Annotated in this window: 17 protein-coding genes; 7 read left to right on the plus strand and 10 right to left on the minus strand. The window is 41.3% G+C overall.

The features are described from left to right. The first annotated feature begins 9 nt into the window (after positions 1–9). Positions 10–885 carry a DUF3530 family protein gene (locus H5123_RS01195; RefSeq protein ID WP_182696746.1) on the plus strand — a complete coding sequence of 292 codons (876 nt, stop codon included), beginning with the start codon at positions 10–12 and terminating at the stop codon, positions 883–885. A gap of 35 nt (positions 886–920) precedes the next feature. On the opposite strand, the gene H5123_RS01200 is transcribed toward H5123_RS01195, so the two are convergent. Continuing rightward, positions 921–1,727, minus strand: coding sequence for a crotonase/enoyl-CoA hydratase family protein (locus tag H5123_RS01200; RefSeq protein ID WP_182696747.1), 807 nt, complete (start codon positions 1,725–1,727; stop codon positions 921–923). Between the two features lie 434 nt (positions 1,728–2,161). On the opposite strand from H5123_RS01200, the gene H5123_RS01205 reads away from it, so the two are divergent. Together H5123_RS01205 and H5123_RS01210 are read left to right on the plus strand one after the other, a co-directional pair. Continuing rightward, a complete protein-coding gene (locus tag H5123_RS01205; RefSeq protein ID WP_124015119.1) occupies positions 2,162–3,157 on the plus strand; it encodes a response regulator in 996 nt (331 codons plus the stop codon). Between the two features lie 15 nt (positions 3,158–3,172). Continuing rightward, positions 3,173–4,129, plus strand: coding sequence for a sensor domain-containing diguanylate cyclase (locus tag H5123_RS01210; RefSeq protein ID WP_182696748.1), 957 nt, complete (start codon positions 3,173–3,175; stop codon positions 4,127–4,129). Between the two features lie 83 nt (positions 4,130–4,212). Here H5123_RS01210 and rraB read toward each other — a convergent pair whose 3' ends face one another. The 6 genes from rraB to H5123_RS01240 form a co-directional block, all read right to left on the minus strand. Next, positions 4,213–4,656 carry a ribonuclease E inhibitor RraB gene (rraB, locus tag H5123_RS01215; RefSeq protein WP_182696749.1) on the minus strand — a complete coding sequence of 148 codons (444 nt, stop codon included), beginning with the start codon at positions 4,654–4,656 and terminating at the stop codon, positions 4,213–4,215. Between the two features lie 100 nt (positions 4,657–4,756). Further along, entirely contained in the window at positions 4,757–5,488 is a 732-nt protein-coding gene (locus H5123_RS01220) for a 1-acylglycerol-3-phosphate O-acyltransferase (RefSeq protein WP_124015122.1), read from the minus strand. Between the two features lie 168 nt (positions 5,489–5,656). Next, a complete protein-coding gene (locus H5123_RS01225) occupies positions 5,657–6,430 on the minus strand; it encodes a metal ABC transporter permease (RefSeq protein ID WP_124015123.1) in 774 nt (257 codons plus the stop codon). A gap of 4 nt (positions 6,431–6,434) precedes the next feature. Then, the gene (locus H5123_RS01230) at positions 6,435–7,340 is read right to left on the minus strand and encodes a metal ABC transporter solute-binding protein, Zn/Mn family (protein WP_182696750.1); all 906 of its coding nucleotides are present in this window, start codon (positions 7,338–7,340) and stop codon (positions 6,435–6,437) included. Next, positions 7,324–8,523, minus strand: a complete 1,200-nt coding sequence (locus H5123_RS01235) for a hypothetical protein (protein ID WP_182696751.1) — start codon at positions 8,521–8,523, stop codon at positions 7,324–7,326. The genes H5123_RS01230 and H5123_RS01235 overlap by 17 nt, the downstream gene beginning before the upstream one ends. A 90-nt stretch (positions 8,524–8,613) precedes the next feature. After that, complete coding sequence (locus tag H5123_RS01240) at positions 8,614–8,904, minus strand: ABC-type zinc uptake system zinc chaperone (protein ID WP_182696752.1); 291 nt, start codon at positions 8,902–8,904, stop codon at positions 8,614–8,616. A gap of 212 nt (positions 8,905–9,116) precedes the next feature. Here H5123_RS01240 and H5123_RS20540 point away from each other — a divergent pair, with 212 nt between their 5' ends. After that, positions 9,117–9,242 (plus strand): hypothetical protein, encoded by a 126-nt coding sequence (locus H5123_RS20540; RefSeq protein WP_259395238.1) that lies wholly within the window; start codon positions 9,117–9,119, stop codon positions 9,240–9,242. Between the two features lies 1 nt (position 9,243). Here H5123_RS20540 and H5123_RS01245 read toward each other — a convergent pair whose 3' ends face one another. Further along, on the minus strand, positions 9,244–9,573 hold the full coding sequence (locus H5123_RS01245) for a hypothetical protein (protein WP_182696753.1): 330 nt from the start codon (positions 9,571–9,573) through the stop codon (positions 9,244–9,246). Positions 9,574–9,697: 124 nt separating this feature from the next. On the opposite strand from H5123_RS01245, the gene H5123_RS01250 reads away from it, so the two are divergent. Next, a complete protein-coding gene (locus H5123_RS01250) occupies positions 9,698–11,338 on the plus strand; it encodes a mechanosensitive ion channel domain-containing protein (protein ID WP_182696754.1) in 1,641 nt (546 codons plus the stop codon). Positions 11,339–11,609: 271 nt separating this feature from the next. Continuing rightward, entirely contained in the window at positions 11,610–12,500 is an 891-nt protein-coding gene (locus H5123_RS01255) for an aldo/keto reductase family oxidoreductase (RefSeq protein ID WP_182696755.1), read from the plus strand. 98 nt (positions 12,501–12,598) lie between these two features. Here the strand turns inward: H5123_RS01255 and H5123_RS01260 are convergent, their stop codons facing one another. Further along, a complete protein-coding gene (locus H5123_RS01260) occupies positions 12,599–13,432 on the minus strand; it encodes a MaoC/PaaZ C-terminal domain-containing protein (RefSeq protein WP_124015364.1) in 834 nt (277 codons plus the stop codon). 296 nt (positions 13,433–13,728) lie between these two features. Between H5123_RS01260 and H5123_RS01265 the strand changes: the two genes are divergently transcribed. Continuing rightward, complete coding sequence (locus tag H5123_RS01265; RefSeq protein ID WP_182696756.1) at positions 13,729–14,502, plus strand: methyltransferase domain-containing protein; 774 nt, start codon at positions 13,729–13,731, stop codon at positions 14,500–14,502. Positions 14,503–14,550: 48 nt separating this feature from the next. On the opposite strand, the gene H5123_RS01270 is transcribed toward H5123_RS01265, so the two are convergent. Then, positions 14,551–15,459, minus strand: a complete 909-nt coding sequence (locus tag H5123_RS01270) for a TraB/GumN family protein (protein WP_182696757.1) — start codon at positions 15,457–15,459, stop codon at positions 14,551–14,553. Positions 15,460–15,506: the final 47 nt, after the last annotated feature.

Here is a 15,506-nt window from a genome sequence, read left to right on the forward strand (position 1 = left end):
TGAGAGGTTATGGTGCAATTAGGACGACTAAGTCTGTTATTAATCGTAACAGTAAGCTTATTAATGGCCATGCCGAGCGTAAAAGCGCAGCAACCTTATGCTTACCTATCTGCTGATGAAATAAAATTTATCACTATTGACGGTAAACAAAGTGAAATTCTGGTCCGGTCTTGGCAGAGCAAAAAACACTTTGGCTCGGCGGTGATTGTGGCCGCGTCAGACACAGATGCAGATGCCGCGGGTTTAGCCAGCTATCTGCGAACTAATATTAATAGCCTCGGCTGGGCGAGTATTAGCCTCACACCAGCAAAAGGCTTATATCGACCAAACTATGCCACTAAACCTGAAGAAATTACTAAAGCAGGCACAGAACAATTACAATTAAGTAGTGACAAAAGCGTTCCTAAATATGAGTCATCTCAGTTACTTGAACTGAGAAATTTTCAACAAACCAATCTAAATGAAGCTCTAAATCAATTACCCGCAACCACCAGTTTGTTCCCTGGCGGAAAGATTATGATTGTGCTTGATGATAGCGCCGGCATGATCATCAATTTGCTCTATGACAAAAAAATTCCTACGCCAGATGTACTGGTCATCATCAACCCTTATCGCGAGTACGAATATTTAATTGATCCGCAAAGTCAGCGTAAATCAATTGCCGAGCAATTAGTGACTATGTCGATTCCAATACTCGATATTCAATCGGCTGATGCACACCCTAATTCGATTGAACAAGCTCCTACTCGACTTAATTACAATCAAGTTAAACCGGCTCGATACTATCGCCAATATCAGATGAGTTTAGATTTAAGCAATGCTAGTGGCTGGGAAGAAGCCCTGAATCAAATTGAAGGCTTTTCCCGAACCGCCATCGGTAGATAGTCATTGCATCGATACATTGGTGCTAATCGATTTACTTACCACCAAGACTGACGAACGCGATAGGCCTTATGTGGATTTTTAGTTTGTCTAATCGCAGCAATCACCCGGTTTTTCCCCAATAATAATCGAATTTGGCTCAACGATTCCCGGGCTAATAAACTGCGTACAGAGGCACTCCAACTTTGATTGATACTGCGTTTAATGGCGGCATTGGCATCGGGCGAAGTACGCATAATTTTTTGAGCTAATGCCGTAGCATACTCATAAGCGTTATAACTTATTTGAGTCACCAAACCTAGCTCAAGCGCTTGCTCAGCAGTTAAAATATCCGCGGTATAGGTCAACATCAACGCTTTGTCTTTCGGCATAATTTGTCTTAATGCCACCAAACCAGCCATATCTGGCACAAGCCCCCACTTTGCTTCCATTATCGACAACTTACAATGTGGCGTGGCAATACGAATATCAGCCCCTAAAGCTATTTGGGTGCCACCGCCATAACAACAGCCGTCTAACACCGCAATAACAGGAATCGGTAAACGCTGCCAGCCCAAAGACACCCGCTGAGCTAAGTTTGCATTACCTGGCAACCACTTAAATAATAGCTTCAAGGCACTGGTGGGTGAACTCGCCACACTCTTCACATCTAAGCCTGAACAGAAATTGCCTTCGGCGCCGGATAAAATCACCGCATTAATCTGTTTATCAGCTCTGATCTGCTTAATAAGCGCATCTATCGCGGTAAACATCTCAACATTAAGCGCATTTATTTTACAGGGTCTGTTTAGGCAAACATGGGCAATACCATGCTCAACCCTGAACTTAATTAACTCTTTTTCCATAAAGCACCCCATTACTGGTCAGTCCAGTTTTTAGACTAACATATCTGGACTATCTGCCGAATAGTAATAACATGACAAATAATCAGCATTGGTCAAAATGTTGCCACGCTTTATTTTGAACAATATTCCATTGAGTGTTAGCCTGATACAGTATTAATTTAGGCATAACCATCCAATCTTCATGCTTCTACACGAAATATAACGCCAGATTGATATGACATTGATGACATTGTGGTAACAGCTATACAAATGTTACCAACTTAATTAAATGTTAAAACTAAGTTATCAATATTGTAAGCAAATACGTATAATGAGCTAACGAACAAAAAATCGCTGTAAATAGTCTTATAATTATAACTATCCGCCTCATACCACTCGCGGTTGCATTAATGGGTGTTTTTTTCTTAAAGGCGAAATAAGGAAGACCAGCAACAATGACCATTCCAATATTAATATGCGACGACTCTGCACTCGCCAGAAAACAAATGGCAAGAACTCTCCCCAAAGACTGGGACGTTGAAATTAGCTACGCCACCAATGGTGCCGAAGGGCTTGAGGTCATTCGCGCAGGTAAAGGTGAGATTGTCTTTCTCGATCTCAACATGCCGGTCATGGATGGTTATGAAGTACTCCAAGCGGTACAACAGCAAGATTTACCCGCGCTGATCATTGTGGTGTCAGGTGATATTCAAATTAAGGCCCATGAGCGAGTCAAAGCTTTAGGTGCTCTGGACTTTATTCAAAAACCCGTTAGTGCAGAAGCTATCAGCCATATTTTACAAGAGTACGGCATTTTAACCCTTACTCAGGGTAATAAAGCTGACGACACTCCAATGATGAAAGTTGATATGCGTGACGCATGCCAAGAAATCGCTAACGTCGCTATGGGTAGAGCCGCAGACTTACTCGCTAAACTTCTAGATGTATTTGTATTATTACCAATCCCAAATGTGAACGTGCTAGAAGTTAGTGAATTAACCATGGCCTTAAAAGCCACCGAGCGAAACTCAACTGTCTCAGGGCTGTGCCAAGGATTTATTGGTGCAGGAATCGCTGGTGAAGCGTTATTGCTGTTCCATGACTCTAGCTTTGAAGACATGGCCAAATTGATGGGCTTAGATAATCCAGAAGACATCACCACAGAAATAGAAGTGATGATGGATACCGGTAACGTGCTCATAGGAGCATTTCTAAATGGTATATCTGAACAACTTGACATGAAATTCAGTCAGGCACATCCGGTTGTACTTGGCAGACATTGCAGCGTCAATGAACTCATTCACGACAACTCAGACAAATGGCAACGAACTCTAGCGATGGAAATCAACTATCGAATCGAAGATTACAATATTCAATGTGATCTTTTGCTGCTGTTTACTGAAGACTCTATTCCTACGCTTAACTATAAGCTTGGCTACTTACTCGATTAATGTTGGATACTCTTTATGTCAAATGACCAAAGTGCGATGAATGAGCTTCACTGGCTAATCGATATGGTGCAAACCATTGAGGTAGGCTTAGTTGTGCTCGATCGCGACTATAATATCCAGCTTTGGAATGGTTTTATGGAAAACCACAGCGGCGTATCACCGAACTCCATTAAGGGTAAAAATCTGTTCGAACAGTTTCCAGATTTACAGGCTGATTGGCTGAAGAAAAAAATGGAATCGGTATTTGTATTAAAAAATCGCACTTTTATTAGTTGGGAACAACGTCCATACGTATTCAAGTTTAAAAACTATCGGCCAGTAACGGGACGAGCTGATTTTATGTATCAGAACATTACCTTACTACCATTAGCTTCATTAACAGGGCAAATCACCCACATCAGTATTATTGTCTATGATGTAACCGATATAGCGGTAAATAAACTGCAATTAAAATCGGCCAATGAGCAACTGGAGCAATTAAGCCAAACCGATGGCTTAACCCAGCTACATAACCGTCGCCACTGGCAAGATTGTATGGAAAAAGAGTTTGATCGCTATTCACGTTACGGTGATGCGGCATCTTTAGTCATGATTGATATCGATAATTTCAAACTGATTAACGACAAGTATGGTCACCCTGCTGGCGATAAAGTTATCCAACATATCGCTTATCTGTTAAAACAAGCATTACGTGAAACCGACTGTGCCGGCCGTTATGGTGGTGAAGAGTTTGGCGTGGTGTTATCTAAAACCACAGCAGAAGATGCACTGAACTTTACCGAACGGTTACGAAAACGCATTGAAGAATCTGAAATAGCATTCGAAAATCGCCTGATAAAAGTCACTATAAGTATAGGGATTAATGATTTAGATTCAGAAATAGACAATAGCTCTACCTGGTTATCCGGTGCAGATAAAGCACTATATCTTGCTAAACAACAAGGTCGTAATCAAAGCATTATTAATAAATAATAGGTTATCAATAATTGCTATTCAGCCATAAAAAAACGCTCATCATGGATGAGCGTTTTTTATGGTATTCAGCAAATGATTACTTAGTGAAATTTATCATCTGAGTCATTGTCATCTTCGTATTCATCATCTTCAAATTCATCGTCTTCTTCGTCGCCTTCAACTTCAACTTCATCACCAACAAAGTAAGTTCCCCAACCGTCATAGTCTACTTTTTGCTTGGCGGCGAGTTGAATTAACTGTTCACAGGCTTTATCCAATAAAGGCACTTCTAGCTTATGCTTAGCGATAGCATCAAAACAGAAAATAATCGAGCCATCTTCAAGCTCCATTTCTTCGGCATCGTTCACTTCAAAACCGAGTTTAAATGCGTCAACAGCGGCTTTTTCTAAACGATCAAAATTGGTCGCTGAAAAATGATGTTCAATAGTATATTCCGCATCAGGCTCTGAACCATCGGCAAGTAAGGCATCAACAATTTCAAGATTTTCAGCAAATTGTTCTTTTAACTGACGCTCAACAGACATGGATTACTCCGTAAATAGGACCTGTAAAAATTTATTCAATTATACCCAAACTGACACAAGTTGCGAGTTTATGAGCGATGTTAGGCGACCGATAACAATATTATTGCGCTTGTAGCATTAATGCTTGTGCTTCTTTATTCAATTCGACCAAACGTGCTGACATTAATTGATGCACTTTAGCATTTAATGCTTTCACATCATTTTTATCTAAACCTGCCGTGGCTACTGGCGCCATCATTTCTACAATCACCACACCGTTGTTCCAACGATTTAGGTTTATATGATTCTGACAAGACGCTAAGACTGGCACTATGGGTGCTTGGGCAGCTATCGCAGTGTGAAAAGCACCCACTTTAAAGGGTAATAATCCACGACCACGAGAACGAGTTCCTTCAGGAAATATCCACACTGACAGGAGTTTATTTTTCATCTTATCGACTGTTTTCGCCATAGTATCAAACGCACTATGACGGTTTTTACGATCAATAAGAATATTGCCCGATAACCAATAAATTTGCCCGAATAATGGCATCCATAGCAAACTTTTTTTACCTAAGCTCACTGTCGCTTTAGGCACTACTGATGTATGGGTAAATAAATCAAAATTATTTTGATGATTAGCTAAGTAAATACAAGGTTGCGGTGTAGCACTCGCAGAGTGAACACGTTTAATGACTTTAATGCCCAATACTGGCGCAACGGAACCAAAAAAACGGGCCACAAAATGTACATTGTCGCGATGCATAGGCCGAAATAGGCAAATGACAACCGAAAATATAAAGGCTAAAAATAATAGCACGGCGAGAATGATTGAACGAGCGATAAGCAGCACAGCATACTCCTGCAATAAAATTGGCGTCAGTATAGCGATGCTAGTCTAGGGACTCAACGTTTTGTTTACATATGTACGCTGAAATACTCTGCCCCTGTGAGTAGGGGCAGAGTAACAAGCTTTCTATGAAAGATTAGCCATTTGGTTAACAAGTTAATTATTAGTGGCTTAACCAGCTAATACTGGCAATCGCAGTTTTAGCAACATTCTAAATAAAAATGCACTTAACGCTAATGTTGCCACTATGGCTGCACCACTGGGTAAGTCATAACTAGCAGACAACAGCAACCCAGCAATATAACCCACAATACCGACCCCATACGCCAAAGCGAGTTTGGGTTTACCATGATATTGGTTTAAGGCCAAAGCTGGCAAAATTAGGGTGCTAAACACTAAATACACTCCCACGAGTTCCACCGACAAAGTAATCACTAAGGCAAATAGAAAGTAAAACCCAGCACCATCTAATATTTGCGGTTTTGCGATAATAATCCCCAGAATACCAGCAGAAACCACTGCCGGTAGTGCTAACTGAGACCAACTCACCCACAATATTTGCCCCGACATTAATTGCTTTAATAACTCAGCACCATGAGGGTCGTTGGCTAATAACAACATTGCCGCCACCGCACTGAGCACATAAAAGCAGCCAATAAATGCCTCGAGCTCACCGACTAACCGCTTTGCCATCCAAGCAATAATGCCTGCACCGCCTAGAGCAAACAACGCAGGCATCCACACATGGGCATAGGGTAAATCCTCTAGCCTATGATCAATGTGCGATACTATCGCCCCTAAGGCTGCAACTTGAGCAATAGCCAAATCAATAAAGATAATGCCACGCTTAAGCACTTGTTGACCTAACAGCACATGGGTTGATAATACCAATAACCCTGCCGCTAACGCAGGCAACAAGATAGACAGTAACTCAACATCAAACATATTGTTATTTCACCTTATTCAATAGGCTAAGTATGCTGTCGTATAAGCTAATCAGGTCTTTACTCTCTTCGTTGCCACCCACCGATATCGGTAGCACCAATACTGGCAGATTAGCGCGTTCGCCTAACCATTTTGCCCCACGCTCATCTTGGTATGACGCCACAATAATCGCCATTACATCGCCTTTTTCCGCACGAGTAAGCAAAGAGGCTAAATGGCTACTCGTAGGTGCGATACCTGGCTTGGGCTCGAGATCGGCGACTTGCTCAATGCCAATCCATTTGAACAAATAACGAAAGCTTGAATGGTAGGCGATAACCTTCTTACCAGCTAAATCCTTAGCCTGCTGTTGCCATTGCGGTATTTTAGCTTGCCAAGCTTGACTAAAATCGGCCAACGACTGGCGATAAAGACTGGCATTGTCAGGATCGATTTGAGTAAATTTGGTACTCAAGGCCTGTGCAACTATTAACATCCGCTGCGGATCTAGATGCAAATGGGGATTTCCCTTTGCATGAACGTCGCCCATTGAACGATCCACTGAGGCTAACTTATCCAAGGTATCAATATGCTCTGCAGCAAAAAATAAGCCCTTATCCGTCGACCTAACCTGAGGATTAGCCGACTTCATTTGCAGCATAGGCAGCCAACCTATTTCTAAGTCTGCCCCTGCACAAACCACTACATCAGCTTGACGCATCTTCGCAATCAGGCTTGGTCTTGCTTGTACTTGATGTGGATCTTGCATCGCTGTTGTTGCCGAATACACTTTTGCATCGGGTGCTAGCGCTAATGTCAGTGCTGCATATTCAGGTTCACATGCAAACACATTGAGTTCCGCTTGTGCTGTCGCGGTAAACAGCAGTGACATTGAAGCCACTGCTAAAAGCAATTTAGTATTGATGCGCACCGTGAGCTCCTAATGACATGACATATTGTAAAGTAAGGATATTATCATCTTCAAAACCATCGAAATTAGTCCCAGTCTGATGAGTGTATTGCAAGCGCACTGTCGAAAAATGACTACTGTGCCATGCTAAACTGACTTCTGACTCTTTCAATTGTTGTGGATGAAGGTGATCGCCATGGACTTCATAAGTATCCACTTGACCATAACGAATCCCAGCAGACCAACGAGGAGAAAATTGATACACACTACTGACATACCAGCCCTGGTGATAGTCATCACTACTAATATCTTCATGGTCGGCCTCAATAATATGACCAGGTTCCATAGCAAAAATATCAGTTACTCTAAAATATTCACCACTGACAGTTAAATTTTGGTATTTGTAGTTACCATTAGGTGCCCACTTATAAACAACATCAGCAATGTAGGTGTTTTTACCTGTATAAGAAGCACTATGGCTATGTCCAGCATGTTCTTCATCATGCCCCTCTTCTTCCTCATTATGCTCATCTTCGGCATAAGCTTGACCATTTTGATTGCGAAGATAACTTAAGCCTAACTGCCAAGAACTTTCTATACCAATATCACCCCCCATCTTGGTTAACGCACTGTACACCCCAAGGTTATCAAAATCGCGCTCACCATGTGCATCCGCAGCACGTAAACTTTCTCCCTTAAACGCTTCGACACCCAGAGTCCAGTAGAGATCGGTTGGCGCGACATAGTTTAAACGAATACCATCATCAAAATAATGTCCGCCTAAAAATGCACGGTAAGCAGCTGGACGATCAGAAAATGAGTCTGTGTGTAAATGTTGGTTATTTAAATAGCCAATGTCAGATAAAAAACGACCTGCACGAACCGATAAACCATAAGGCATAGCTAATGTTTGAATAAAGGCTTCTTCTAAATTAAGCTCTGTTTCACCGTCATGTGACTCAATAATGGCGGTCACTTTACCGTAAAACATTTCATCAATATTGGCACTCAAGGCCAACTCAGTTTCACCTAAACCAAAACCTTCTGCACGCTCAGCTAATGGTCGGTCACCTGTTTGATAGTAACCATCGAGCACTGCACTTATATTAGGGTTGGTTAAACTAGAATCTTCTGCCATGACAGAATAAGAACTCACAGCACAAGCTAATGCTAAAATTGACACACGGGTGTTTAACGCAGACATAAAATCTCCAAAATACAACAAATATCCGCCTATCGCTGTTCAACATGAACTATCCGATAACGGAAAAATTAATAAATGTAATGTGTTGAATTACAGGGATTGTGGTGGCGCGCGACTGTGGTAATAGCGATGAAAAACCGTTGAGAAAGGAGGTAGAGTATACTGCTGAAGTTCAAAAGTTTGCTTAGTAACGGCAAACACAAAACTGGAAAACTGCAGGGTTTTATTAAGATGAAGTTGGTGAAAACACAAGGTACAGTGATTTTTTACACCGTCATCGAGATGTCTAACTGAATGGGCTGACGCAGCAACAGACAACACAATCAAAATGGCACTAAGCCAGATTGCGATAGTTTGTCTTATTTTGATGCGGGAACTCACCAGTAAAAATCCATCAGGTTAATAAAAGTGGCCATTAGTGTAAAAGACCACCAATAAAAAGCAACACTTAGATTGTGATAAATCATGGCGACATATTGACAGTAAAATCATAAACTACCGACAAATAACTAAGTCGTTATTTTTAAGATAGTCTTAAGCTATTACCCATAACATAATGCATGAGTAAACATCATCATTACAGGACAAACACCATGGCACTATTTATTCGTGAAAACATTGGCATCATTTTAGTAATAGCCATTGTTGCTGTTGTTGTACTAGGCGGTATTTACTACGTTGAAGCCTCATTAGAAAGCCAAGTGATTGAGGTGAATTAACCTATTTTGCACCAGGTTCTGTACTAGGATCATTTTCAGGGGCTTCGATCAGTTGTAAATGGTCCATAATATGCGATAAACCAACAATGATAACCGCTAATATAATCAATGGCGTGGTGATCGACGCTACATTGTCAAAAAAATAACCGACTACAGCGGCAACTACACCACCATAAAACCCAAACATCTTAGCAATTGATAACAACTTGTTATGCCCAAGCCATGCAGCACAATGAGGGCATTGCACCTCAACCGACAAACCTTTACCACGACTGTCATTGACCTTCGCAATTGAAAAAGATTTATAGCAATGAGCACATTGCAGCGACATGATAATTCCCTCAGTTCAATAATGGCGGCAAGTGTAACAAATAACCCTAAGAATTGCTGTACTTGGCTACTATAGGCGTTTTCCACTATTATAGGCACAACTCAACGCCAAAGGACGACCTTTCATGCTACGGATTTTATTTACGATATTATTCACCTTAGTGGTGTTTATGTCGCCAACAGCTAGCGCAGAACAAGATGCAACAGCACCGATTGTCACCACCAGTCAGTTAACCGACACTCAAAATAAAATCAGCCGATTACAACAAACAATTGATCAAGATACCCGCCTACTGTTTAAGGCAAAAGGTGAATTACGTAACTTTACTGAATATAGGATTAAGAACAAGTCATCTGAATTACGCGATATAATTGCGCAGCTGATCAAAACTCCAGATGAAAACCCGCAATACCTAATCACTTTAGTTCAAAGTCAGCTGGATTTTTTAAACAGTGTCGGGAGTTATTTAGACGATCAAATTATGCTTATGCGTCTTGATATCAAGCAAGGTGATGAAAGTAAGGTTGTCTTAGCTATATCACAACGAGAATTTGAACGAGACCACTATCTCAAGGCACAATTAACCTCGCTGCAATGGGCTAAAAGCTTGAATATGGATGTCAGTATTCAACAACAGAAATTAACCGATTTTATGCTCAAACGCGCCGACCATTTCGACAGTTTAGTGCATTACACACAAGATGAATTACAAAAAGCCGTTTCAGAAGCTGAAAGCGCTGGGGCCGATATCACTGCCGAACAAAAAGCAGAGGTGATGGCACTAAAAGAACGTTTAGATCAAAGTAGCTCAAGCCTAGCTGTATCAGCGGGAATGCTCGAAACACTAGGCCAAGATGTCACGGCTTTTAAACAAACCTTGTTTAGCGTGTCTGGTGATATTACCCAAGATGTATTGAACTTCAGTGTCGCGTCTAATCTGCTGCAAGGCTGGCTTAACGTCATCAAAGATCAAACCATTAATAATGGTCCTAGCTTAACCTTCAAAATTTTAGTCTTTGTATTTATTTTATTTTTAGCCAGTTTAGTGGCCAAAATTGTCACCAAAATTATCTCGAAAACAGTAAAAGCATCAAAATTACAATTTAGCCAATTACTGCAAGACTTCTTTATTTCGTTGTCCAGTAAGGTGGTATTTGCATTAGGATTATTAATTGCCTTATCACAGCTCGGGTTTGAGCTTGGGCCTTTGCTCGCTGGCTTTGGTATTGCCGGTGTGATTATTGGTTTTGCATTACAAGACACATTATCAAACTTTGCATCTGGGATGATGATCTTAATCTATCGTCCATTTGATGTCGGTGATCTAATTAATGCAGCCAATGTTAACGGTCGTGTGAGTCACATGAGCTTAGTATCAACAACCATCAAAACCCTCGATAACCAACGCTTGATTGTGCCAAACAATAAAATTTGGGGCGATACCATTAACAATATTACTGCCGAGCATCAGCGCCGCGTAGACATGATTTTTGGTATTAGTTACAGCGACAATGTTGAACATGCTGAAACCATTTTAAAAAGTATTGTTGAGCAACACCCTAAGGTGCAAGAACATCCAGAACCAATTGTAAAACTGCACACATTAGGTGAATCTTCAGTCGACTTTGTTGTCAGGCCTTGGGTTAACCCTGATGATTACTGGGAGGTTTACTGGGATATTACTCGTGCAGTGAAAATACGCTTTGATGCTGAAGGCATTAGTATTCCGTTCCCACAACGCGATGTACATATTTATCAAAAATAACCCAGTGCTTAAGCTAATCAAGCTAAATCAATGGCATGCTATGTCGCCTAATGTAGTCAAACATTGTGTCAAAGTATGCTACAACAATGATTAACTGACCTCATCCATTTAGCGGATGAGGTAAATAGCTAAAAATAACACTGGCTCAGTGATTTTGTTCTGTCTTGCTAAGATTCGTTGGCTTTTGATAGCGAGTTGCTTATCAGTTAATGCCGATCTAAAAGTGCTTTAATAAGCATTTATTACCCCTAACTAAGGTTAAAATTAACTTATGACCCAATCTACTTTTAGATTTTCTGATTTTATCGCCGGATTTTGGCGTGCTGATGCTTGGAATATGTCGCCACAGCAACTGCTTGGCTTAATTGAGCATTATCTTGATCTTGGCGTCACGACCATGGACCACGCTGATATATATGGTATGTATCAGTGTGAAACCTTATTTGGTGAAGCGTTAGCCCTAAAACCACAGTTACGTCAGCAAATGCAGTTGATCAGTAAGTGTGGCATTAAACCCTTGTTTGATGGCTATGATGGTCGTTATGTTAATCATTACGACACAAGTAAAGCGCATATTATTCAAAGTGTTGAAAATTCACTTACTGAATTAAAAACTGATCACTTAGATGTGTTACTCATCCATCGCCCCGATCCATTAATGAATGCTGACGAAATGGCTGCCGCTTTCGAGCAATTGCATGCCCAAGGTAAAGTCAGCCACTTTGGTGTATCTAACTTTACCACCAGCCAATTTGATTTACTGCAATCACGCCTCAATGCTCCGTTGATCACTAACCAAGTTGAAATATCGCCTTTAGCCATGCAGAGCTTGCATGATGGTGTGCTTGATCAATGTCAACAACACCGCATCACCCCAATGGCATGGTCTTGTTTGGGCGGTGGAGATCTCCTTTCAGCGAACACGCCCCAAGCACTTAGAATTCGCAATACCCTGCACGATATTGCTCAGCAAGTTGGCGCACAAGACATTAGCCAAGTCATTTATGCTTGGGTTCGTATGCATCCAAGTCGCCCTGCTCCTATTATCGGCAGTGGTAATCTAGAACGTATCACCAGCGCGGTAAATTCAGCTAACATTGAACTTGATCGACAACAATGGTTTAGCATTTGGGAAGCGGCAATGGGCCACTCGGTACCTTAAGTCTGCCATAAAAAAAGCTCAGGTATTAACCTGAGCTTTTTTATGTTTGCAATTGACTTACCACTGACGTTTAAGCCACCTCAGCGAGGTCTATCTGCTTATAAATAGGTAACATCACCCTGCAAATGCGGTCGACGACCTTTGACATCACGTATTTGAAAACGTTTACCATTCTCAGTACTTTCAAATGCAAATGTCACTTCAGACGGCATAAACACCGGTAATTTAAATTCAACATCAACCTGAAAAGGTCGATCACCGATATAAGTCATCAACTGAGATAATGCACGCGCTTTAGACCACATGCCATGGGCCAACACTCGCTCAAAACCAAAGCGTTTTGACAATAAAGGATGCAAATGGATCAAGTTATAATCGCCCGAAGCTTTGGCATAACGACGGCCTAAGTCATCGGTTAAACGCCATTGCTGGACATTTTCCCATGCCATCTCAGACGCTTTAGGCGGACGAGCCCGCCGCCCAGCAGACTCAATGCGATATAAGTATGTTGATAACGCTTGCCATACAAGCTCTTCACCAACCAACACTTTTGAAACTAAATCAAACTCAAGTCCAGCATCTGTAGTGCGACTCGCCGAAAGTTCGCACTGCACAGTCAATATTTCATCAGTACGTACAGGACGAAATACACTAATACTATTTTTTAAGTGGATCATTCCAAGCAACGGAAATGTCACGGCTTTATGAGTAAAAATCATCGCATGCAAACGAAATGCCCACACATATAAATACGTTGGAGGTAACACCCTATCATCGTATTCAAAACCACATACAGCGGCATATTGCCGAATTTTCTCTTGCGACAGCACCACATTAGAAGCTTGCACATAAATATTCGGCAGCGGTTGTTGATCCCATCCCGGTTTACGACCAAATAGGATTTTTCGATACAAAGACAACAGCGAAGGCATCGCCTGTAATTCGATAGCGTAGTCGTGACTCACAATGTTGTACCCTAAATAGGCAGCAAAAAGTATGCGCTGCAAAGATGGTTAGTCGATCATTATACCTTAGACTCTTACTGTTGCTAAACCGCTAATTATAAAATGCGTTTAAAGTCGGTTGTCATTGCTGCTTATATTGATTAATCGATAAACTTTTATTTACCCTCTATACACAATCACTGATTTGTCTTTACCTTTTTCAGCCTACAGTGCGACAATTACGTTACTCCATATCGGCTCAATAACGTGATGTAACTTAAATCGTGCAAGATAAAAATTTCGATACTCTTAGTCAAAAGTTTGCGCAAAACATCTATGGCACCACTAAAGGTGAAATCCGTGCTGCAGTATTGTGGCGAGACTTAATCCCAGCATTAACTCGCTTGAATAAACCACGATTACGCATTTTAGATGCTGGGGGAGGATTTGGTTTTTTGAGCCAAAAACTGGCTGCGTTGGGCCATGATGTGGTGCTATGTGATATTTCTGAGCAGATGTTGGCCATAGCCCAACAACAGATTGCCGCCTCAGACACAGAATTATCAATCGAGTTAGTGCATAGCCCTATTCAAGCACTAACCGTGCAGCAGTTTGGTCAGTTTGATGTCATCTTATGCCACGCTGTAGCCGAATGGCTCACTGATGCTGAATTGACTTTGCATGGGTTATTAAGCCTGCTAAAACCGAATGGGTTATTTTCGCTGATGTTTTTTAATAAGGAAGCCTTGCGCTTTCACAGTTTAATTTCAGGCAACTTTGACTATGTTAAGCGTGATTTTAAGGTTAAAAAGAAGGTTGGATTAACCCCCAACCATCCCCTGTATATTGCAGATGTTCGCGCTTGGTTTGCCCAATGGCAACTGTCGATGATCAGTCAGTCTGGGGTTAGGGTGATTAATGATTACTTAAAAAATAATCTCCCGCCCAACTTCGATAAACATCAGCTTATTGAAATGGAATTGGCTTATTCACAACGTGAGCCATATTTATCTTTAGGTCGATATGTTCATTTTCTTGGTCAATCAAAGCCAATATAAGCATAAAGTTATACTATTATTGGCCCTTGTGGACGCACAGCATTCTCCTTAACACTGCAAAAAGGTACAAAGGGTGACCGTTGCACCTTGCTGTTTAAGTAAGTCAGGAATGGCTTGCTGACCAACAATATGGCCTGCTCCAACCACAATAAACAGCTGTTTATAATTACGCTGTTGTAGTAACTGGATAATTTTTTGCGTCATAGTGTGATTGCGTTGCCACAGTAATTTTTCAAGCAATTCATCGGCATCACCCGCTTGCGATTCCATAATGGTTGCCAATGCACTGGCATCGCCTTGGCGCCAAGCATAAATTAAATCAAGCATTTCGGCATCACTGACGTTGATCGAATCATCCAGCATTTGCATCTGGGTCGCAGTTGAAAATGATGAAATTAATTCAAATTGAAACTGCATACTTTCAAGTTCAACTAGGGCTTTGTCACTGCGATTTGCCATAAAATAAGCATCGACGCCTTGGTCTGCGCTATAACCTAATTGCGCATAACGGCCCATACTAATTTGTGCTGACTGTAACCAAGGAGCATATGGTGCTAATGCCTGACACAAACTTTGATGACTTTGGCAATAAACTTGGCGTGTCGCATTAACGTCTGCGACAATATCGGCAGACAAAGCACCGTACTGCTGTAATAGCGCTCCCGTGTCACCTTGGCTAATATCGGCCTCAACCACGAGTGCATCTGCTTGTTTAAATGCCGACTCAATATGTTGTCCTAATGGGTAAAAATCTTGGCGACCGATATGAATTGAACCCAGTAAATACGCTTGCTGTTGTTGATACTCAATTTTATAAAATACTGGCGAATCCAATGCCGTTGCCGATGTAGAGCCAAAACACAGTAGAAATACCACTAAACTAAAGCTATATCGCTGTAAACGACGATAAATCATCCCTATATTAAAAATAAGCGGACTTTTCCTTGTTGCCAGCATAGCGGCTCCTTATAATTAGCTTTATTGTTTACAAATGCACTATGAGG

Source organism: Shewanella sp. SR43-4 (genome assembly GCF_014163845.1).
Taxonomy (GTDB): Bacteria; Pseudomonadota; Gammaproteobacteria; order Enterobacterales; family Shewanellaceae; genus Shewanella; species Shewanella vesiculosa.